The sequence below is a fragment of the Chlamydia psittaci 6BC genome, assembly GCF_000204255.1.
Taxonomy (GTDB): domain Bacteria; phylum Chlamydiota; class Chlamydiia; order Chlamydiales; family Chlamydiaceae; genus Chlamydia; species Chlamydia psittaci.
On the sequence record NC_017287.1, the window covers coordinates 429,909 to 449,769 of the forward strand.

The window sequence follows — 19,861 nt, forward strand, 5'->3', positions numbered from 1 at the left end:
TTATGGAGCTTCTTCCCCATGAAAAACAAGTAGTAGAGTACGAAAAAACGATAGCAGAGTTTAAAGAAAAAAATAAAAAAAATTCTTTATTGTCCTCCTCAGAGATACAAAAATTGGAAAGGCGCTTAGATAAGTTAAAAGAGAAGATCTATGCAGATTTGACTCCTTGGGAACGCGTGCAGATATGCCGGCATCCTTCGCGTCCTCGATCAGTGAATTACATTGAAGGAATGTGTGAGGAGTTTGTAGAGCTTTGTGGAGATCGTACGTTCCGTGATGACCCTGCTGTTGTTGGTGGATTAGCTAAGATTCAGGGCCAGAGATTTATGCTTATTGGCCAGGAAAAAGGGTGTGACACCGAATCCCGGGTGCATAGGAACTTCGGTATGCTCTGCCCTGAAGGCTTTCGTAAGGCATTACGTCTTGCAAAAATGGCTGAGAAATTCGGTCTTCCTATTGTCTTTTTGGTTGATACTCCAGGAGCTTTCCCCGGTCTTACTGCTGAAGAACGTGGTCAAGGATGGGCGATTGCTAACAATCTTTTCCAACTCGCTAGATTAAAAACCCCGATTATCGTTCTTGTTATCGGAGAAGGGTGTTCTGGAGGTGCTTTAGGCATGGCTATCGGAGATGTGATTGCTATGTTAGAACACTCCTATTATTCTGTAATTTCTCCCGAAGGCTGCGCCTCTATTCTTTGGAAAGATCCAAAAAAGAATAGTGAAGCGGCTGCGATGTTAAAAATGCATGGTGAGGATCTCAAACAATTTGCTATTGTGGATGTTGTCATTAAGGAGCCGGTAGGTGGTGCTCACCACAACCCAGCTGCTGTATATCGCGATGTTCAAGATTTTATACTTCGGGAATGGTTACGACTCAAAGACCTATCAATAGAAGATTTGTTAGAAAAGCGATATCAGAAATTTCGAACTATAGGTCTCTATGAAACTTCTTCTGAAAGCAGTCCTGAGGCATAAAAAGCATCTCACTCTATTGGGTTTTTCTTTGCTTGCCATCTTGGGATTAACTGTATCGTCTCAAGCAGAGATTTTTTCTCTAGGTATTATTGCAAAAACAGGACCTGATGCTTTTCTTCTTTTCGCTCGTAAGGAAAATAATCAACTTATCAAAGCTTCGCAGTTAAGCCAAGAACAGATTTTAGAGAGATGGTCCGACATCTCTCCCAATTCCGATACGATCACCACAGCAGAGGCACATGCCTATATTTCTCGTTATGGAAAGCGAGGAACATCGATAACTAGCAGATTATCATGTTTTATTTCTCGCTATATAGATTTGTCATGTTTTGGTTCCCTAGCTTTGTTTTTAGTTATTGTGGCGATTTTTAAAGCCGTGACTCTATTCTTTCAGAGATTCCTCTCTCAAGTGGTAGCTATTCGCGTGAGTTGTGATCTCCGCAGGGATTATTTTAGAGCATTACAAAAGTTGCCGATGACCTTTTTCCATGCTCATGATATGGGAAATCTTAGTAGTCGTGTGATTACAGATTCTACCAGCATCGCTCAAGCAGTAAATTCTTTGATGGTGAATTATGTCCAAGCGCCGATAACTCTAACATTAGCTTTAGCCGTATGTTTATCGATATCTTGGAAATTTTCTCTTTTAGTGTGTATTGCTTTTCCTGTATTGATTCTTCCTATTGTGATCATCGCGAAGAAAATCAAAGCCTTGGCGAAGAGAATACAAAAAAATCAAGATCAGTTTTCTTCCGTACTTTTAGATTTTCTTGCGGGAATAGTCACCGTAAAGGTTTTCCGTACGGAAGCATTCGCATTTAAGAAATATTGTGATCAAAATAGTCGAATAGCCGCTTTAGAAGAAAAAAGTACTGCTTACGGACTCCTCCCACGTCCTTTACTGCATACAATAGCTTCATTATTTTTTGCTTTTGTTGTCATTATTGGTCTTTATAAATTTCATATTGCTCCCGAAGAGCTTATTGTATTTTGTGGTTTATTATATCTCATCTATGACCCTGTGAAGAAATTCGGAGATGAGAACACGACCATTATGAAAGGTTGCGCTGCTGCGGAACGGTTTTATGAGGTGCTTTCCCATCCTGATTTGTATAATGAGTCTGAAGATAGTCAAGAGTTTCTGGGGTTAACAAGAAATTTAGAATTCCGTGATGTTTCTTTTTCTTATGATAATGAGAGGAAGGTTCTTAAGAATCTTAGCTTCACTATCAATAAGGGCGAAGCTATTGGTATTGTAGGTCCTACAGGAAGTGGGAAGACAACAATCAGTAAATTGCTTCCTAGGTTATATGAGGTCTCTCAAGGAGATATCCTTCTAGATGGCGTTTCTATTAAGTCGTATAGCAAGTCTTCTCTTAGAGATCATATTGGTTGTGTCTTACAAAACCCCTTTTTGTTTTATGACACTATTTGGAATAACCTTACTTGTGGTAAGGATATCCCTGAGGAAGATGTCATCCATGCATTGAAGCAAGCTTCTGCTTATGAATTTGTGCAGAAGATGCCTCAGGGAGTGCATAGCCTTCTTGAAGAATCAGGGAAAAATCTTTCTGGAGGGCAGCAGCAAAGATTAACAATAGCGCGAGCGTTGTTGAAAAATGCTTCGATTTTGATTTTAGATGAGGCGACTTCTTCTCTAGATGCTATTAGTGAAAACTATATTAAAGAGATCATAGGGCAGTTAAAAGGCCAGTGTACTCAAATCATCATAGCACACAAGCTCTCCACTTTGGAGTATGTAGATCGGGTAATTTATTTAGAACACGGTAGTAAAGTGGCAGAGGGAATGAAAGATGAACTTTTGTCGTCTTGTCCTGCTTTCTTAAAAATGTGGGAATTATCGGGAACTAAAGACTGGGAAACTTCCCCATCTGTAAGTCCAGAGTTGATTACACCACTTTCCTTCAGTTAATCGGCGAAGACCTGTAGACCTGCTGTAGGATAGAGCATTCGATAATGTCGTAAATAGTTGAGGCGAAAGCACAGGAAAGTTTTTCAGATAACACATGCTTGTGCTGTTTAATATAGTCTCTGCCATCTTCTGTGGTATAATCCGAAGTGATTTTCAACATCATACACCGTAGATTCACGTTTTTACATAACTCGGCGATAGCATATCCTTCCATATCTACAAGCTGAAATGTGTCGTGGAATCCGTATGTATAAGGAGCATGAGCAGAAACTAAGGTCGCTTTAGGTAGGCTAGGAAGAGCTATGACTGTCAATTCAGGTGTAGTATCGAGTTGGTTAGGAAGATCTTTGCTAAGCTGAGATACTCTATCAATAGTATAGCACGTTTGGAGAGGGAATCTCGGGGAGCAGGCCCCTGCAAACCCCACATTTACACAGGAATCATAATTTTTTAATACGGTATTTGTTAAAGCTCGAATAACACCATCTTTTCCCCACTGGTCGAGGATAATCATATCTATCAATATAGACATATGCATATCTGGACATCGGTAGAAATTCTCTGTGAGTTTTGTGAAAGCAAAATCTTGAAGTAAGGATTGTGCTTCGCTTCTGTCTGCTAAGACAAGGAGAATTTTGCAGAGATAATTAGATGGTACAGCTGACATAATTTGCTAGTGTGTGCAGAGCTTTTTTCCCTAAGTTAGATAATACGAGAGTTTCTTCATTAACATAAGTAGTTATAAATTCTCTAATGACAGCTGTGTCTTTATTTCTGGAGTATTCTAAGGCTTTGTTTTCAGAACCTTCAGAGTCTTTCAGTGCAAGAAATAAGGATTTTCTCAATGCTAAGGTCAGACGATTTACAACATCTTGGGGAACCGTCTTTGATACAACAAGACACCCTAAAGGTAGAGGAAGTCGTGTCTTCTCTTCCCATAACTTGCCCAGATCTGCTCTTGGGAATAGTTGCGATGCGTAGTGAAACTTTTCTTCATGGATGATAGTCCCTGCATCTACAGTACCACGAAGAATAGCCTCGATAATTTCGTGATATTTCATAGGGATAAGCTCTGCCTCAGGATAAAATATCTTGCAGAGAAGGTGAGCAGTTGTTGTGATTCCAGGAGTTGCTATTGTTTGGATAGGTGCTTGAGGATCTAAAGCTAAAACTAAAGGACCTACTCCGTAGCCAATAATCGTCCCTACTTCCATAAGAATATAATCATCAGTGACTTTTGGGAGTAGTGCCGCTGATATTTTGACTAAAGAACAGCGGTGCTGTAAGGCTAATTCATTTAACGTTGAGATATCTGCTATCCTAATTTGATTTAACAAGGTGGATTCCTTATCCCGTTCTAAAAAAGAACGAAATAGGAAAATATCATTGGGGCAGGGTGAAAAAGCAGCTGAAAGTATCATGTCAATTGTTTCATTAAGTCAATAGCAGCTTTCATATCTTTATCTAAGTTCCCTTGGTTTTCTAACCATTGGATATAAGATGGAGGCACTTCACTTAGGGGTTTACCCTTGTATTTCCCAAAAGGCATTTTAAATGTTTTAGGGTGGTAACTTTCTTCCATTAAGGCAAGTACTTGCTCTGCGGAAAGATCTCCAATAAGTGCGGAAAATACATTATGCAGGGTAATGACATCGTCTAAAGCTCGGTGTGCTTGGTTTTCGGCAAACCCGTACACTTGACGGAGATATTGTAAATTGTGTTTAGGTAGGTCGGGCCGGTACTTTTGAGCCCATTTAAGCGAGTCTATTGTTTTTAGGGATAAAGGTGGTAAGGCATGTCGCCGACATTCCTTTTCAAGTAGTGGGAAATCAAAACTATCATTATTGTGTGCAACAAGAACAGCTTCATTCCCACAAAAGTCGCAGAAATGTTTATAGGCTTCTGGGAACTTAGGGGCTGAGATTACTGTAGATGTAGTAATACCATGAATCTTCGACGCTTCCTCAGGAATAGGAATTTCTGGGTTTACATAAGTGACAAAAGATTCTTTAGTTTTATGATTATAGGCAGCAATTTCAATAATACGATCCTTATCTATCTGTGTTCCTGTAGTTTCAGTATCGTAAAAAATGAGTGTTGTCATCAAATGTGCCCTAAGTTATTCATTTTTTTCTTTACGTGCTTGTTTTTTCAATTCATCAAGATTCATATTTCCTGAAGAGATCAAACCTATAGAGTGAGAAAAACTATCGCAAACTAATCGAATTGTGTCGATATATACACGTAATAATGTTTCGTTAATTTCACCTTTTAAGCAGGGAATAACTAAACGATAGAAAATGAGTCCCTGTTCTTCATCCATACCGAACCCAGGAATGTCCACATCTCTATTCAGTAAGTGGAGGAGCCGTGCTGTCGCTTCTTTTTGGTTATCATATAGCTGATAGGGAAAGTAGCATATCATCTGAAGGATTTCTCCTTCACTGCGAATCACAAAAAATAAGGGGAGTTCATGATCTTCAGCTTGAATGTTGATATAAGTTAAACCACTCTCTTTCTCTAAAAGAGGTTCTAATCCCGCACGTGTGAGATATTGTGATAAGTTATTTTGATTTAAAGACCATGTTGTCATTTAAAATACTCCATATTATTCATAATATGCGATTAAACTTCTTTGTCAGCCAAATTAGAGACACGAGAGTTGTCTATTTTCTTATTCTTATGCAATTTTTGAATGCTTTTACTAAGAAAAGCAGAGGTAGATGAAGATCGTTTTTTCTCATTTTGCTGCATGAGCTCGTTAATGTCCGTATCTGGAGGAAATTCTGAAAGTAGGGTAATTTTTTCTCCAGATTCCGCAATAACAAGAATTTTATTTACAACGCGAATGATGTAGATACAAGTTTTCGGGTTGATGGAGCGTCTATCAAGAATTTTTATTGTTGAAGAGTTTCCTAGCGCTTGACCCTTACTTCTTAAGAACTTCTTAAAAGCCCAAACTCCGATGCCAAATAAAGCAAGCAGTAGTGTTAAGGAACCCAGCATTTTAAACATTTCAAGTTTCATATTTTCTGGAAACATTCCTGGGAGATGCATTTGCTCGCTAGAAGTATCAGCAAGAGCAAGGTCGTCTATACAAAATATGAGGAAAGACAAGATTTTATCAGGCATGTTGGAGACTTTGTTGCGTTTCTATGTCGTCATAAACTAAGAAACAATTTTAAGTTAGGATGTTTTACGAACGAATAGTTTTCAATCCGTTCTTTATAAGTTAATGTTTGATTAGTTCCAAGAATAAATTAAACTGTAACTTTATGTGTTCCTGTCAGCGTGTATATTTAGATGATGAATTTTGAGTTTAAGGGGTATGTACTAAGATCGGTCTAGAAGGGTTTTTAATAGTTTCTTTCTTTATCATATTTTATATTGATTTTGTTCTTTATTATAGGCCTATTTTCATTCATGAGAATCAGGTTCGGTGAAAGGAGCAAAATAAGTTTACGGGGAGGGGTAAAGTTACTTATGGATAAATTACTCATTACGGATATAGACGGTACGATTACTCATCTTCCGCGTCATTTGGATCCTAAAATTATTCAGTATTTAATCCATCTCTATCATTCTGGATGGACGTTATTTTTTCTTACTGGCAGGTATTTTTCCTACGCGAATCATCTCTTTAAAGATTTCCCTGTTCCCTATTTATTGGGTTGTCAAAATGGTGCTTGTGTTTGGTCTTCGGTAGAGAATCAATTTCTTTATTTTCAAAATATTCCCCATGAAATTTTACCCGAGTTAGAAATGTGTATAGAGGATAGTGATGTCATTTGTTCTATAGAATCGGGTGCTCTGTATCAAGACCATTGTTATCGCCACGCTTATTGTCCTAGTGCGGAAGATCTTTTGCGTCACCTAAATCCTGTGTATTTCCCTAATACGAAAGACCGCGAGAGATTAGTAGAAACGAAAAAACTTTCTCAGGACTATCCCAATGCAACGTTTGCCGTTGCGAAAATATTTGGTAAGAAAAACGAGGTAGAAAAGGTTCGGGAGAGGATTATCCAATCGAAAGAGTTAGTTAATAATTTGACCATTACATTCATGCGTTGGCCGTTTGATTTTGACTATGCCATTTTGTTCATGACTGATAAATCCGTCTCTAAAGGTTGTGCTGTTGATCGTGTGGTTGACATAGTTTATGAGGGACAGAAGCCCTTTATTATCGCTTCGGGAGATGATGCTAATGATATTGATTTGATAGAGCGTGGTGACTTTAAGATCGTCATGAGCTCTGCTCCGCAGCCGATGCATAGTATTGCAGATTTTCTTGCCTCCCCAGCGAAAGAACTAGGGATTCTTTCGGCATGGGAGGCAGGGGTGGCACAATACCACAGAATTAAGAATGCTTAGGAAGCATTTCAGGACCAACTCCCATGATACTTGCTCCATGATCTACATAGAGAGTTTCTCCGGTAATTGCGCTAGCTAACGGAGAAGCTAGGAAAGCAGCAACGGCTCCCACATGTTCTGTTGTCATAGGTTCAGGAATAGGGGTCCATTCTAAATAGTAATCGACCATTTTTTCGATAAATCCAATAGCTTTTCCTGCGCGACTGGCTAGAGGACCTGCCGAAATAGTGTTTACACGGACGCCCCATTTTCTTCCTGCTTCCCAAGCGAGCAGTTTTGTATCACTTTCTAAAGCAGCTTTTGCTGCGTTCATTCCTCCACCATATCCTGGAACTGCTCGAGAAGAAGCTAGGTAAGTTAAAGAAATACTTGTGCTTCCTCGAGGCATAATAGGTCCAAAGTGAGCTAATAAACTCACTAACGAATAACTTGATGAGCTTAATGCAGCTAAATAGCCTTTACGTGATGTTTCTAAAAGTGGTTTGGAAATTTCCGGGCTGTTTGCTAGGGAGTGGACTAAAATATCAATATGACCGAAATCTTTAGTAATGTGTTCAACAACCTCTGAGATAGTATATCCTGACATACCTTTATAACGTTTACTTTCTGCAACGTCTTCAGGAACATCTTCAGGTTTATCAAAACTTGCGTCCATAGGATAAATTTTTTTAATTTCTAAGAGGTTGCCATCAGATAACTTTCTAGACTGATTAAATTTCCCTAAATCCCAAGACTGCGTGAAGATTTTATAGATGGGTACCCAGGTTCCTACGATAATAGTGGCTCCTGCTTCTGCTAGTGCCTTAGCGATTCCCCAGCCATAACCTTGATCGTCACCAATCCCCGCTATAAAAGCCACTTTCCCAGTTAAATCGATTTTTAACATGCGTCAACCTTATTTCTAGTCTGCATTGATATTCTGAGAGGAGGGTAGCAGATTTCTTGATTATTACGAAACTCTTTGAAAATCCCTTCTCATTGCTCTGTGGCGATAGATTTTTTTTCTTAATCCTCTCAATGACAATTAAAATTTTTATTTACATTTTAGTTTCTCGAATATAGATTCTCAGCCCCTTGCGCAAGTTCGCAAGTCAAATCCTATGTTTAGTGTGATCTGTAAGTGAATAGGATGAAATTAAAATAGGAGAAAAATCATGGCATTTCCATTAGGGAACATACGTTCTTTTTTAGGTTATGGAGAACCTCAAGAAGAACCTAACATTACAGAGAACACATCATTGGTTTCTACTGTTGCTGAAACCGTATTGACTGGTGTAACCACACCTTCAACTTCACAAGCATCCCCAGAAACTTCAAATGGTCGAGAGATTACTTCTTCTGCTTTTGTCGCCGATGCAGGTGAAGCAGCAGCAGCAGCTTTATCAGCTTTAGACTCAAGTTTAGAAGATATTTATGTAGATATGGAGCCAACTAGACGTGATAGTGCATCACAAACAGATGGAGTTACTTATTTGGAATATCTAAAAGAGAGACAAAATGAGACAGTAGTGTTACGTGATCATGTAAGAGACGTGATGACACGCTCGGTTTCACTTGGAGCAGATCTTTTTGCAAGATCTTCAATATTGACCCAACCACGTGCGAGTATAGAGTGCTTAGATGATCTTTCACTTTCAGATTCAGCAACCACCCCTTTAACAGCAAGTAACGAAGAAGGGGAGTCAATAGAGAAATCTCCAGTATTGCGTACGCAGTTATTCAGTTTTTTTATTGATCTCCTAAAACAAGATTTGTTTCACGGTAGCATTAGTGGGGGGAAAATCGAAGCATTGTTTAATCTCCTTTCAGGAGGGATGTCTAGAGAAGAATATAGTGATTTACTGAACTTGATTAAAGAAGGGGATTTCACCTCTGTAAGAGACATTACTAAGTTCTGTAACATAATTATGGAAACACCTGTCTGTAAATCTTCTAACGAGATGCAGATGTTATTTAACTTCTTTAAGGGTGAAGGCGGAGCGATCACTCTCGTGGTATTGCATGAGTTAATGGGGATATTAACAGAGACATTAGGCTTGCCTCTTCCTGAAGGCATAAACTCTTTCTTAATTGCCATTAAAAATTTATATGAAACTACCCACCCGGATGGAGTATCCAATGTAGCGACTGCTGTTTCTATACTTTCTTTAGTTTCTGGGGTATTGCAAAGCGAGACAACACGACGTGTTATGCAGTCGTGTTATGATGGCTGCGCAGATTCTTGTTCAGGAAATTGTGGGTGCGTAGGTTGTGGATGTGCAGAAGGAGCTGGTGGTTGCGGCGGCTTTGGTTCATTGTTATGTGGTCTTTTTGCAGGGTGCTTTAATTTAGATACCCGCAGAGGAGCGATTACGGAAGATGAATTCAGAAAACTAGAAACAAAATACAGCTCAGCTGTTGTTTTAGTCGCTTTAAATAACTTAGGAGTAAATACGGTAGATCTTTTAGCTGGTAAACGTGTAGGTTTGCCTACTCTAGATCAAATTAAAGTTGAATGTGACCTTGCTTCAAAAGATCTTAATAAAATTATTAAAAGTAAAAGCAAAGAGATGTGGGGAGAAGCTGCGTGCAATTATGCCCATATTTTATCACGTCCGCTTCTTAAGGAAGGCATTATATCAGGATTATCTAATCATCACATCGTGATTAATAACGATAAATTGCGTGGAAAAGTCATGATCGATTGTTCTTGGGGATCACAAGGATTTATTGCGACTAATGAACCCTTTGATGCTGAAAGATTGGTCAGTTCTCTTGTTTCTCTTGTAGTTATGAAAGCGGAATCTGAAGATGCAGATGCAAAAGTTCATCGTAGGTTAGGTGCTTCTGATGCTTCTAGTGTTATGACTCATGTGTCTAGGATTCTTTCTGCGGCTGTATCGTATGGGGATAATATTTGGTTATCTACGGAAGATCTTATGACTTTAGTTTGTATTGTTTTAGCTCATAAGAATCTTGTTGTAGTAGATGAAACTGGTTCTGATAAAACTAGAATACATAGAGATCAGGAAATTAAACAACTATTGGAGATGGTTCAAGAGAAATATGTTCAGTTAGAAAGAAACAAGCGTAGTGATATTAGAGCGAGTATGAACGCTTCTGTTTTATATACTCATATAGCTAGAAAGGTATCACAGAAAGAAAATAGCAATCGCACCTTGAAAGACAGAGCAAAAACTGAGGTTAGGGATAACCTAGTTATCAAGATGTCTATGCCATGGATGAGAGCTGCTGGATTGGTATTAAAAAAACCAGACCAGTACGGACGTGCTGTTGTAGGCCAACCTGTTGTCAGATCCCTCAACAATCCTAGAGGTATCTATATTCCTGAGGAGTATCGCGAGACCTCCGTGTAATATAATTTTTTTAAAAAAATCAAATTTCGAGCATGTAAGCATTCAGCTCAATTCCGTTCTTAAGTTCTTAAGCCGTAAAGAGTAATGAGAGAACGGAAGAGCATCTGTTACATGCTCACTTTCTTAAATTCAAATTTTTTCTATACATTTCTTGTCTTCTTATCTAAGCTCCTTAGTACTAACTTTGTAAGGTCAACAACTTCGGGTTAAATTCCCTTTATTAGTTATTTTAATCAAGGAGACATAGAAATGACAGTACCCACAAGTAGGGGTAATACAAACCCCGCTTTTACTTTTGATGATGGTAACTCAGGAATATTCGGAAATTCTTCACGTCAGGGATCTAGAACATTGACAACGCTCCCTCCTACGATTACGACGCAGTCTGCTTCCAATGGCGAAGTACAAACAGCGGCGAATAATCAAGCACTTTTAGATATGATCATACAAAGTATTGGTGGTACTTCAGGTCACAATTCTCACCAACTTATTTCTTTACTTCAGAGCCTTGCAGGAAGTCCTGTTTCTCAGATACAAAGCCCACAAGATTTGGTCAATATACTCCATAGACAAGACCATGCAAATATGGAGCTATTGATTTCAGCTTTAATACACTTAGCAGGTAGAAACACGAGAGGTTCTTCTAGCGTGGGGAAGGTGATGCACCTCGTCGATGCGTTAGGAGGTTTAGCTGGACCCGCAGGTGCTGCTGCCGTCTCTTTGGCCTCTCTTATTTCTGCTGCTGTCAATAGTGAACGAGCTAGACGTAGCGGAAGGTTCTGTTATGATTACTGTCATAAGTGCTGTGAGAGAAATTGTTGTTGTCCTGCATGTGGATGTAGCCAGGGAGAGTATGGTTGTGGAGTTGTAGGAAGATTTTTGTGTGGTCTATTTGGGAATTTTTGTGGAGTAGAAGTTGATGTTAGAAGAGATTTAGAGGAAGAGCTGCAACGTATAGAAAATGAGTATTCTAGTACGATATTGCTTTTGGCTTTGAATCGTTTAGGAGTTGATATAGTTGCTCTCTTGTCAGGAAATTCCACAGTTCGTTTGCCTTCTTTAGAGCAAATTCGCGAAGAATGTAGTAAATGTTCTAGAGACCTGCCCAGGATTTTGAAAGACAAAACAAATACTATGTGGTGTTGTGCTGCACAAAGTTATAACCGTATTTTAAAAAATACTTTTTTACGATCAGTTTTTGTATCAGGAATGGGAAGTTCTTGTGATATCGATAGTGTACAGTTGGGGCAGTGCGTGCGTATTCTTCATGAATGGCGAGGGGATGAAGATGTTATGGCTGCTTCAGAGTTTGATATGGAAAAACTGGCTCTTAGTCTTCCGGATCTTTCTGTGATTTCTCGTCGGCATTCAGAAATAGGACCTTTAGGAGTGGTTACATCTGCCTATGTTATGCAGGATTTAGGGAAAGTTTTAATGAAAGCATCTCATGGTGGAAGACAGGTTTGGCTGGGTGTGAACGACTTAATGACAATCATGTGCATGATTTTAGCCTATCGTGGTATCACCGTTGTATCTGATGAGATTCCTCTTGAAGAGTCAAGAATATGTGATAGGTTAGAGATGCGTACGTTATTTAATGATATCGATAATCGTCGTGTGATCAATGAGCGTACTCAAAGGCAGTTAAATCAAGAACCACAGGAAAACCCTTACCTTAATCTTGCTAAGAAGTGTTTTGATAAGCGTAGTGCGCAAATGGATAACATTCAAAATCTTAGTGAAGAATCCAAACAAGAGATTTTACAGAAAATTTCTAGAAAATGGATGTTATTAGCTGGAGTCCAACAAAATTCTGTTGTAACACAACAACCCATTAGGCAACAGCAAGCTCCTATAGTAACACGATCTACAGCTTCTGGGCTACAGTTGGCTCGGTCTAGATTGAGTACAACAGATCGCGATTATGAACAAGAGGGAGCGCGTCCTCGAAGTGTACAAAATAAATACGGAGATCAACTAGATAGCCGTAAGGACCAACACGCTCAAGACAACAGTGAAGGAGAGGAAGTCAATAAAGCTTCTCATACTGTCACAATAGAAGAAAAGACTAGGGTTTTATGAGTAAATGAGACGCTTCTTCTCGAGGATCTCCAAAAGAAGAAGCGGTAACCTCTACCTTTTCTTTTGAAAAAGGCGATGTGAAGGTTAAGGCATGAGCATGTAATAAGGGACGAAATACATGTTTCGGTTGTTCTTTTCTGCCATAATCTACATCGCCTACAATAGGATGACCTAGTGTGTGCATATGAAGACGGATCTGGTGTGTTCTTCCTGTGATAGGTTCACAGCGCATTAGGGTGTACTGCTTATAAGCACAAAGAATAGACCACTGGGTAATCGTCAATTTCCCATGATTTTTTTGGGTATTTCCAAAAATTACCGCGCCACAACGACGAGATTTAGGAGCAGTATAAGAAATTAGCGTTCCTGAAGATTTTTTTGGATGACCAAAAACTAAAGCGGTGTATTGTTTATGTATTTTTCGTTTCTTGAATAGTTCTGAGAGGGCATGGGCAGCACTGGCATGTTTGGCGAATAAGATACACCCCGTTGTGTCTCTATCTAGCCTATGGACAATATTGAGTCCGGTAATTTTTGCCAGATCTTCTGTAGAGGTGTGCGAAGGCTTGTTATAAATGCAGTAGTGTTCATCTTCCCAAAGGATTTGTGGCTCTAATCTTGTTTGCACAGTGAGAGTAACGCGATCTCCAGGTTGCACCCTATACGACTCGAACCTTTCCAAACGACCATTTACACGACAACCGTGGTAACGGATCGAATCCAGTATGATGTGTTTTTTGTGATCGGGCAGCCGTGAACGCAGGAAGGATGATAATCTTTCTTCGTGATGCGCAACCCATGAGAATTCTTTCATAAAGTGTGGCAAAAATTAAAACTTAGGTAAAATTTTACGAGAATTTGTATGACAAAGATAGCTTTTTCTGAAAGGGCGAAGAATTTTCCTATAGGAAAGTTAAAACAATGGTTTACAGATAATAAACGTAGCTTTCCTTGGAGAGACAATCCTTCACCCTATAACGTCTGGGTTTCTGAAGTTATGCTTCAGCAAACTCGAGCGGAGGTTGTTGTAAAATATTTTATTGAATGGATGGAAAAATTTCCTACCATAGAATCGTTAGCCACAGCTAATGAGGAGCACGTGATGAAGGCTTGGGAAGGCCTGGGATATTATACGAGAGCCCGAAATCTTCTGCAGGGAGCTCGCATGGTGATGACAGATTTTGGTGGGAAGCTTCCTGATGATCCTTTGGATTTAATGCAGATCAAAGGTTTAGGTCCTTATACAGTACATGCCATTTTAGCATTTGCTTTTAAAAGACGCACTGCAGCGGTCGATGGCAATGTACTACGTGTAATTAGTAGAGTTTTTTTGATCAATGCTTCTATAGATTTAGAGTCTACGAAAGCCTGGGTATTTAGAATCGTCTTGTCTTTTTTGCCTGCCCAAGATCCTCAGGTGATTGCTGAAGCTTTGATCGAACTAGGGGCGTGTATTTGTAAACGTGCTCCCAAGTGTGAGATTTGTCCTTTAAACTCTATTTGTGGTGCTTTTAAAGAAGGAAGACAAAAATCTCTTCCTGTACGTCATGCTAGGAAAAAAACTGTTACGCTATTTCGTTGGGTAGCGATTGTTCTGTATAAAGGTTTTATTGTTCTTGAACAGAGAAAACCTGAGGAGATGATGGCAGGTTTGTATGAATTCCCTTATATAGAGGTTGAGTCTTTTGACGATCTTTCGGATATAGATAGATTAATTCAAAACATGGAAGAGTATGTACAAGCTCCTTTAGTTTTTGCTGGGGAATTAGAAGAACAACGTCATGCATTTACTCACTATAAGGTACGCCTTGTTCCTAAAATTTTTCATGCAAAATCAGAACCAAAATCAGAGCTTCTCTATCCTTTAGATACTATGGATTCTTTACCTTTTTCTTCTGGACATAGGAAAATCAAGGCTTGGTTATTAGAGAATCCTTGTGCTATCTTTCATTCTGAGCTTAAACAGGTTTGAAGTTCATGAAAAATATAGATTTTTCTCAGTTGCTAGAGCTTGTTAGAAAAATGGTCTTGGATGGTGTTTGTCCTTGGACAGATCGTCAGGATTTTGATTCCATAATTCATCATATTCTTCAAGAGTGTAAGGAGCTTTGTGAAGCTGTTCATGAAAGGCATCCTGTTGAGGAGGTCACCTCCGAAGCTGGGGATGTCCTTACACTCGTGTTGTTGTTGTGTTTTAAAATGGAGTCCCTAGGAATGACTTCTGTCGGAGCTATTGTTAATGAAGCCTTTGCTAAAATCCGTCGTAGAGCTCCTCATGTTTTCGATACGAGTAAAACAATTTCTTATGAAGAAGCAAGGAAGGCGTGGACTCTTGCTAAACTTGAAGAAAAACGAGAAAAATAGACTGTTTTTCCCAAGGCTTTCCTCTTTAGTAAAATTCACCAAGTATGCTATCAAAGAGCAGTAAGTTGGGGACCTTTTAAGAAAAGAGACCTACGAACCGGGTCAGGACTGGAAGGTAGCAGCCCTAAGAAGTGTTTTCTTTTGCTAGGAGTGTTTCTCCAGCTTACTCTTTTTCTCTCTAGATTGTCTTACACAGATAGCATTCCAATGTTCGTAGAGTTAAATAATATGTGTAGTGCTATAGGTGCCGCAATATGACGTTCTTTTTCATACAGAAATCCTGTAAATAGAGAAAAGACAAGAAGAACAGGGACGAACACTAAGCTCCCCCAGGAATGCTCTACGTGAGTAAGAGCAAAGATTACCGAAGAATACAGAAGAGCATAAATTCTATTCATTTTATTTTTCAGAAAGGTTTGTAGAAAGCCTCTGAAAAATATCTCCTCAGCAAAGGGGATCAAAACCCCTAAACTGAAAATAAACCCGCCATCATACATTGTTGATGTTAAGGTATTTTGAACTTCTCGAGTGAGCGTTTGTTCTTGTATAGCTTCGAGAGGTATGATGAGCATCAATCCTTTGTTTAGCACTAAACCGATGATTTGCGTAACAGGAATAACAATTACCCACATCCGGATAGCAGAGATTATAGCTTTAAAAAAAGTAGCTTCAGGCTTGTTGCTTGAATAAAGGACGCTTCTTGTAATTTCAATAGGTAGACCTAAGAGATAAAAGATAAACGCGCATGATAAAAATATTCCATAAAATGAATGCGTGGTTACTTCAGAGTGCGATCCTGCAAACAAAGGAATCCATCCTGGAAGAAACAAAAGAACAACTCCAACAAGAATATGTCGTAGTTGTATGGGGGTTTTTTCTGCAGGTTTTGGCCAAACAAAAAAGTTCCTTGATACTACCGCTGCTAAAGCTAGCAATACAAGAAGGAATAACCAAGAATGCATCATAAGTTACGAATAATTTGCACAGACATAGCCTTCAACTCTGGCGACGACTTCTCGAAATAGACGTTGATGCATCAAACCCATAGGTGTGGCTTCGAAATTTTTTGTTTGCCACCCATAACGGTGATAATCGCTGGTTGTGATAGCAAGAGGCTGGCTAGATTCAATAATTTCTTGATAAATCAAAGAAACTTTGTTGTGACGAATATCAAAAACACGAACACGAACAGATGCTGTTATGGAGTCGTGACCAAACATATCTTGAGAAGTTTTTTGCTCCAGAAGTTCTGTAGCGACAATAAACTCGGCGGGGAGCAATTCTGCTACTGCTTGAGGAGAAAACTCAGGAACCACAGGGGAATAAAACTGTGAAATGATCTGTGGAGACGCTGTATGTTTAATTAAAAATACTTTATCAGAGGCATGGAGTCTCTTGCTAATTTCCTGAGTGAATTCTGCTTGTAAGTTCCATGGAAGGGCTTCTGAGGCTTTGCCAGCACGATAAAATACAGGTAGCATAGCAACAACACCTTTTGCCTTACTCCCTGATTTATAAAGCTTAGGGTGATAGCTTCCTGATGCTGGTAGAGAACAGCTAGTTAGGTTGATAGACAAAAGTCCACAAGAAACTAATAAAAGTAGTTTTCGCATAGTTGCTGTCCTTACATTGACGCATACCCTTAGGGTATGGGATTTTATTTTATAAAGCCCTCTTTCCTTTTGCAAGGATCTATATTTTCCTCATGAATGGGGCTGCTAACTTATTACCTCTGTTAAGTTATAACAAAGAAAAAAATAAAAACAAGTCCCGACTCATAATCATAGGAAACTCGAGATCACCATGCCTTGGATTTTTGTTATTTTGATAAAGAAGAATCTGCACTGTGATATTCGCAGGGACATTCCCAGTCTTTAGGGATTAACGTACACCCGGGAATTAATAATGCAGGGGATGAGAATACAAGAATAGAAAGAAACCATTTCATTACTATGCTTATCCTTACAATGTCTTTTTCTATCGATTCATAATATTAAGCACGGTTTTATGCAAAGTCTATTTACTACATTTGCTTACAAGAAAACTAGGAGTGCTGAGCTAAGATCTCTAGGAGATGAGGTGAAGAGATCATCCACATGCCCGCAATTTTGCGGACATGAGATGTTTCGCAAACAACTAAACAGTTTCAGTCTTTTTAGAGAGTGAATTCACTTGCTGAGTTGCTATTTTGCGTTGATATTGAGTGTTCTTGAGTGAGGTCAGTCCTGCTCTCTTCATGTACTTCGGAAGGCTATTCAGATACTGTGACATCATCAAGACTGATCTTTCTTGGAGTTGTAGAGTCTATTCCGATGATATCTTCAAGCGTGTAAGGTTTAGATTCTTTACTTTCTTTAGTCTCGCTAGTTGTTGAAGAGGGAATGGGTTCCATTTCGATTAAACTCGGAGGTTGCTTTTGCATAGAGAGTTCTTTACTACAACGGTGCTTATGAATTGCAATTAACACAGCTATAGCAAGTAGTATGGCCGCTACAGGTAGTGCGAACAAACCAGCAATGCCAGTTACAGTAGCACTAATTATACCAGCAGCAGTACATAACGTTGTAGCCACTATGGTGATAATCGAGAGGATTGTTAGCTTATCTATCTTTTTAAGAGATTCTGGAGTCTGTGTGTTTGAAGTTACTATAGGGTTTATCGATGGGTTACTTTCTATCGATGCAGGTATAGAAGTTGTCATAGTTTTCACCTCAAATAATGTTTTCCGAGACATGCTAGCAAAAATATAATTATAAGTCTCTGAATAAGAGTGAGTTATTGTTTCTATAAGTGAAAGAGGGTAGAGAGTTTTTTAAGCAAAAATACCCGAAATTTCATCGTATGCGAGATGCTATCTGGAACAGCTTGATGACAAAAAAAAGAACCCAGAAAGGTGTCTGGGTTCATTAATCTTTCTCATTTGGAACAGGAAATGTACGTTTTACTCTTGTCTAAGAAGCTCTGCTCCTAATCCTTGAGCGAAATCAGGCTCTGTATTAGCAAACCCTAATACTGGGCCTTTGCTAGATTCTCCAAATGGGATGAGGGAAAACTTAGTTCGTGACCTTTGAATAACTAGGATTAAAACTACAGAAAGAACCAACGCAGCTACAGGTATAGCCCATAAAGCTCCTATCCCGGTAACTACCGCAGCGGATATACCCGCAGCAGCTACAAGTGTTCCCACGGCAACCAAAAGAACGGAAAGGGCTCGTACCTTTTTTGATCCCCTATCATATGATTGGGGAGTGATGAATGATTGTTGATTTACCCCAAGAGTATTTAATGAGGTCTCCGAAGATGCAGGAGATAAAGACATGCTAACCTAAAAATAAAAGTATTAATTATATATTTTAATATAAAGTAGGTTTTAAGTCTTTTATTTATAAGTGTATAATTTCATTAATCATCAGTTTGTTGATAAGAGTATTCTATAGGCATACCCCGCTCCTTGACTACTACTACTGTTAAGGAACTGTTAGGGTGTCTCTCAGAAAACTCCTGGAGGGCTACCACGAGAGCAGCTTTTGCTGCTTTTAGATGTGGATGATCAAAAGGCAGGTCTTCATCATCATAGGGGTCTCTTCGGATCGACTCCGAGAATAGTAAGGGGATTTGAACCATGGTGGCCGGGATTTCCCCTAAAATAGCTTCTTCAAAGCATTTTATATAGGTTTCTTTACATATTTCAAATGACCGTAAGGGATCATAGCATTCAGGAGATAGAGGATTATAGACGTGAGAAAACCAAAAGGGTAAACCTGTATTTGGAGGATTTTTAGACTTGTCAATAGTTTCCCAGCGACATTTTTTAGAGCAGGTCCCTGGAGTTAAATAGGCATTCTTTGTGGAAGTTCGTTTTGCTCGGTTCCAGCAATCCGTGCTTACAGTTTTATAGAAGGTATAACGTCCCCAAAAGATATCCTCCCTGGTCATTTCAGTATTTGTAGGATTTACCATCATTAATGTGCACTCAGAGGTGGTTCTTGGTAGCGTAACATCTCCCACCGTAGAGATTAAAATGATTTCAGGATTGCGATTTAGCCGCCATACAGCTTGCTGTATGCTATCAGGTAAGGGACGTATCCGGTGAGGTAGATCACGCCAGCGGGCTTCTGTCCATAGAGTAGCTAACAAGTCGTTGTATTTAGGAGGTACAGTAGGTGCTTTAACAACTGAGCGGACTTCCATAGGTTGATATGGGTATTTTTTTGTTAGCAGGTCACCACAGTTAAAAGAGCTCTGTTGTAGAGGTGGGATGGAAGAAGTTTTCATGTTTATGAAATCCAAAAGACAGCATAGAATCATCAAGCTAAAAGCTAGGGATAACACGATACTAAATACTGCTGAAGGATAGGCCATGGCAAAGATAATGCTGGATAAAATGAGAACAGCCGAAAGACTGAGAATGCATGCTACGATGCTTTTCTCATGGGTTTTTAATAAACCAGAGTAGGATTTTGGTGTATTTAGGGAAGGGCTAGGTACCTTTAACAATTTTAGTGGTGATGGCTGGATGCACATTGGGTATGCCAAATCATGTAAATTGTTTTACTTCATTAGGTTGTATTTTGAAAATTCACGATCAGAATGCACGAACTTACGAGGGTGTTCGCTAAGACACAACCCTCTCTATTTTAGCTTATTAGTATTATCTCGTATCTAAAAAAGTAGAAAACTAAATATAAAAAATTTTCTAAATATTATTGTTTTGGTATATCCCAAGAAGAATACTTAGTTATAATTTTCCGTTGATTGACCTAATCAAGTGTCAGAAA

At 39.1% G+C, this 19,861-nt stretch carries 20 protein-coding genes and 1 other RNA gene; 8 read left to right on the forward strand and 13 right to left on the reverse strand.

Annotated features, from left to right (window positions below; all coding sequences use genetic code 11):
* Window positions 1-2 precede the first annotated feature (2 nt).
* Complete coding sequence (locus G5O_RS07060) at window positions 3-977, forward strand: acetyl-CoA carboxylase carboxyltransferase subunit alpha (RefSeq protein WP_013462642.1); 975 nt, start codon at window positions 3-5, stop codon at window positions 975-977.
* Window positions 943-2,910: an ABC transporter ATP-binding protein gene (locus tag G5O_RS07065; RefSeq protein WP_013462643.1), complete on the forward strand. Its 1,968-nt coding sequence runs from the start codon at window positions 943-945 to the stop codon at window positions 2,908-2,910. The genes G5O_RS07060 and G5O_RS07065 overlap by 35 nt, the downstream gene beginning before the upstream one ends.
* Here the strand turns inward: G5O_RS07065 and G5O_RS07070 are convergent.
* From G5O_RS07070 to G5O_RS07090, 5 genes are read right to left on the reverse strand one after another with little or no spacing between them, the layout of a single operon-like run.
* Window positions 2,903-3,577 carry a nucleoside phosphorylase-I family protein gene (locus tag G5O_RS07070; protein ID WP_006343055.1) on the reverse strand — a complete coding sequence of 225 codons (675 nt, stop codon included), beginning with the start codon at window positions 3,575-3,577 and terminating at the stop codon, window positions 2,903-2,905. The two genes, G5O_RS07065 and G5O_RS07070, sit on opposite strands and share 8 nt — an antisense overlap.
* Window positions 3,558-4,331, reverse strand: coding sequence for a 1,4-dihydroxy-6-naphtoate synthase (locus tag G5O_RS07075; RefSeq protein WP_006343056.1), 774 nt, complete (start codon window positions 4,329-4,331; stop codon window positions 3,558-3,560). The genes G5O_RS07070 and G5O_RS07075 overlap by 20 nt, the downstream gene beginning before the upstream one ends.
* A complete protein-coding gene (locus tag G5O_RS07080) occupies window positions 4,328-5,014 on the reverse strand; it encodes a putative quorum-sensing-regulated virulence factor (RefSeq protein WP_006343057.1) in 687 nt (228 codons plus the stop codon). Before G5O_RS07080 ends, G5O_RS07075 begins: the two co-directional genes overlap by 4 nt.
* Window positions 5,015-5,029: 15 nt before the next feature.
* The gene (locus tag G5O_RS07085) at window positions 5,030-5,503 is read right to left on the reverse strand and encodes a type III secretion system chaperone family protein (RefSeq protein WP_006343058.1); all 474 of its coding nucleotides are present in this window, start codon (window positions 5,501-5,503) and stop codon (window positions 5,030-5,032) included.
* A gap of 32 nt (window positions 5,504-5,535) precedes the next feature.
* The gene (locus G5O_RS07090; protein WP_006343059.1) at window positions 5,536-6,042 is read right to left on the reverse strand and encodes a FliO/MopB family protein; all 507 of its coding nucleotides are present in this window, start codon (window positions 6,040-6,042) and stop codon (window positions 5,536-5,538) included.
* A gap of 351 nt (window positions 6,043-6,393) precedes the next feature.
* On the opposite strand from G5O_RS07090, the gene G5O_RS07095 reads away from it, so the two are divergent.
* On the forward strand, window positions 6,394-7,281 hold the full coding sequence (locus G5O_RS07095; RefSeq protein ID WP_006343060.1) for an HAD-IIB family hydrolase: 888 nt from the start codon (window positions 6,394-6,396) through the stop codon (window positions 7,279-7,281).
* Here the strand turns inward: G5O_RS07095 and G5O_RS07100 are convergent.
* Window positions 7,268-8,167, reverse strand: coding sequence for an enoyl-[acyl-carrier-protein] reductase (locus G5O_RS07100; RefSeq protein ID WP_006343061.1), 900 nt, complete (start codon window positions 8,165-8,167; stop codon window positions 7,268-7,270). The two genes, G5O_RS07095 and G5O_RS07100, sit on opposite strands and share 14 nt — an antisense overlap.
* Before the next feature lie 268 nt (window positions 8,168-8,435).
* Here G5O_RS07100 and G5O_RS07105 point away from each other — a divergent pair, with 268 nt between their 5' ends.
* Together G5O_RS07105 and G5O_RS07110 are read left to right on the forward strand one after the other, a co-directional pair.
* Complete coding sequence (locus G5O_RS07105; RefSeq protein ID WP_006343062.1) at window positions 8,436-10,637, forward strand: hypothetical protein; 2,202 nt, start codon at window positions 8,436-8,438, stop codon at window positions 10,635-10,637.
* Between the two features lie 249 nt (window positions 10,638-10,886).
* Complete coding sequence (locus G5O_RS07110) at window positions 10,887-12,719, forward strand: hypothetical protein (protein WP_006343063.1); 1,833 nt, start codon at window positions 10,887-10,889, stop codon at window positions 12,717-12,719.
* Here the strand turns inward: G5O_RS07110 and G5O_RS07115 are convergent.
* Window positions 12,706-13,533 carry an RluA family pseudouridine synthase gene (locus G5O_RS07115; protein ID WP_006343064.1) on the reverse strand — a complete coding sequence of 276 codons (828 nt, stop codon included), beginning with the start codon at window positions 13,531-13,533 and terminating at the stop codon, window positions 12,706-12,708. The genes G5O_RS07110 and G5O_RS07115 overlap by 14 nt on opposite strands.
* 48 nt (window positions 13,534-13,581) lie before the next feature.
* Here G5O_RS07115 and mutY point away from each other — a divergent pair, with 48 nt between their 5' ends.
* The 3 genes from mutY to ffs all read left to right on the forward strand — a co-directional run bounded on the left by mutY (window position 13,582) and on the right by ffs (window position 15,246).
* Complete coding sequence (gene mutY, locus G5O_RS07120; protein ID WP_006343065.1) at window positions 13,582-14,691, forward strand: A/G-specific adenine glycosylase; 1,110 nt, start codon at window positions 13,582-13,584, stop codon at window positions 14,689-14,691.
* 5 nt (window positions 14,692-14,696) lie between these two features.
* Window positions 14,697-15,083 carry a MazG nucleotide pyrophosphohydrolase domain-containing protein gene (locus G5O_RS07125; RefSeq protein WP_006343066.1) on the forward strand — a complete coding sequence of 129 codons (387 nt, stop codon included), beginning with the start codon at window positions 14,697-14,699 and terminating at the stop codon, window positions 15,081-15,083.
* A 65-nt stretch (window positions 15,084-15,148) separates the two neighbouring features.
* Window positions 15,149-15,246: signal recognition particle sRNA small type (gene ffs, locus G5O_RS10330), an RNA gene on the forward strand.
* Between the two features lie 25 nt (window positions 15,247-15,271).
* On the opposite strand, the gene G5O_RS07130 is transcribed toward ffs, so the two are convergent.
* The 6 genes from G5O_RS07130 to G5O_RS07150 form a co-directional block, all read right to left on the reverse strand.
* Window positions 15,272-16,048 (reverse strand): CPBP family intramembrane glutamic endopeptidase, encoded by a 777-nt coding sequence (locus G5O_RS07130; protein ID WP_006343067.1) that lies wholly within the window; start codon window positions 16,046-16,048, stop codon window positions 15,272-15,274.
* 3 nt (window positions 16,049-16,051) lie between these two features.
* Entirely contained in the window at window positions 16,052-16,696 is a 645-nt protein-coding gene (locus G5O_RS07135; protein WP_006343068.1) for a CT253 family lipoprotein, read from the reverse strand.
* Window positions 16,697-16,902: 206 nt separating this feature from the next.
* Window positions 16,903-17,031 (reverse strand): hypothetical protein, encoded by a 129-nt coding sequence (locus tag G5O_RS10515; RefSeq protein WP_006343069.1) that lies wholly within the window; start codon window positions 17,029-17,031, stop codon window positions 16,903-16,905.
* Window positions 17,032-17,334: 303 nt separating this feature from the next.
* Window positions 17,335-17,784, reverse strand: coding sequence for a hypothetical protein (locus G5O_RS07140; RefSeq protein ID WP_006343070.1), 450 nt, complete (start codon window positions 17,782-17,784; stop codon window positions 17,335-17,337).
* Between the two features lie 240 nt (window positions 17,785-18,024).
* On the reverse strand, window positions 18,025-18,402 hold the full coding sequence (locus G5O_RS07145; protein WP_006343071.1) for a hypothetical protein: 378 nt from the start codon (window positions 18,400-18,402) through the stop codon (window positions 18,025-18,027).
* Window positions 18,403-18,485: 83 nt separating this feature from the next.
* Window positions 18,486-19,607 (reverse strand): hypothetical protein, encoded by a 1,122-nt coding sequence (locus G5O_RS07150; protein ID WP_006343072.1) that lies wholly within the window; start codon window positions 19,605-19,607, stop codon window positions 18,486-18,488.
* Window positions 19,608-19,861 lie beyond the last annotated feature (254 nt).

What these genes read in the sequence shown, in the direction of transcription:
- G5O_RS07060 (WP_013462642.1), top strand. Translation starts at nt 3, where the DNA reads ATGGAGCTTCTTCCCCATGAAAAACAAGTAGTAGAGTACGAAAAAACG.
- G5O_RS07065 (WP_013462643.1), top strand. Translation starts at nt 943, where the DNA reads ATGAAACTTCTTCTGAAAGCAGTCCTGAGGCATAAAAAGCATCTCACT.
- G5O_RS07070 (WP_006343055.1), bottom strand. Translation starts at nt 3,577, where the DNA reads ATGTCAGCTGTACCATCTAATTATCTCTGCAAAATTCTCCTTGTCTTA.
- G5O_RS07075 (WP_006343056.1), bottom strand. Translation starts at nt 4,331, where the DNA reads ATGATACTTTCAGCTGCTTTTTCACCCTGCCCCAATGATATTTTCCTA.
- G5O_RS07080 (WP_006343057.1), bottom strand. Translation starts at nt 5,014, where the DNA reads ATGACAACACTCATTTTTTACGATACTGAAACTACAGGAACACAGATA.
- G5O_RS07085 (WP_006343058.1), bottom strand. Translation starts at nt 5,503, where the DNA reads ATGACAACATGGTCTTTAAATCAAAATAACTTATCACAATATCTCACA.
- G5O_RS07090 (WP_006343059.1), bottom strand. Translation starts at nt 6,042, where the DNA reads ATGCCTGATAAAATCTTGTCTTTCCTCATATTTTGTATAGACGACCTT.
- G5O_RS07095 (WP_006343060.1), top strand. Translation starts at nt 6,394, where the DNA reads ATGGATAAATTACTCATTACGGATATAGACGGTACGATTACTCATCTT.
- G5O_RS07100 (WP_006343061.1), bottom strand. Translation starts at nt 8,167, where the DNA reads ATGTTAAAAATCGATTTAACTGGGAAAGTGGCTTTTATAGCGGGGATT.
- G5O_RS07105 (WP_006343062.1), top strand. Translation starts at nt 8,436, where the DNA reads ATGGCATTTCCATTAGGGAACATACGTTCTTTTTTAGGTTATGGAGAA.
- G5O_RS07110 (WP_006343063.1), top strand. Translation starts at nt 10,887, where the DNA reads ATGACAGTACCCACAAGTAGGGGTAATACAAACCCCGCTTTTACTTTT.
- G5O_RS07115 (WP_006343064.1), bottom strand. Translation starts at nt 13,533, where the DNA reads ATGAAAGAATTCTCATGGGTTGCGCATCACGAAGAAAGATTATCATCC.
- mutY (WP_006343065.1), top strand. Translation starts at nt 13,582, where the DNA reads ATGACAAAGATAGCTTTTTCTGAAAGGGCGAAGAATTTTCCTATAGGA.
- G5O_RS07125 (WP_006343066.1), top strand. Translation starts at nt 14,697, where the DNA reads ATGAAAAATATAGATTTTTCTCAGTTGCTAGAGCTTGTTAGAAAAATG.
- G5O_RS07130 (WP_006343067.1), bottom strand. Translation starts at nt 16,048, where the DNA reads ATGATGCATTCTTGGTTATTCCTTCTTGTATTGCTAGCTTTAGCAGCG.
- G5O_RS07135 (WP_006343068.1), bottom strand. Translation starts at nt 16,696, where the DNA reads ATGCGAAAACTACTTTTATTAGTTTCTTGTGGACTTTTGTCTATCAAC.
- G5O_RS10515 (WP_006343069.1), bottom strand. Translation starts at nt 17,031, where the DNA reads ATGAAATGGTTTCTTTCTATTCTTGTATTCTCATCCCCTGCATTATTA.
- G5O_RS07140 (WP_006343070.1), bottom strand. Translation starts at nt 17,784, where the DNA reads ATGACAACTTCTATACCTGCATCGATAGAAAGTAACCCATCGATAAAC.
- G5O_RS07145 (WP_006343071.1), bottom strand. Translation starts at nt 18,402, where the DNA reads ATGTCTTTATCTCCTGCATCTTCGGAGACCTCATTAAATACTCTTGGG.
- G5O_RS07150 (WP_006343072.1), bottom strand. Translation starts at nt 19,607, where the DNA reads ATGTGCATCCAGCCATCACCACTAAAATTGTTAAAGGTACCTAGCCCT.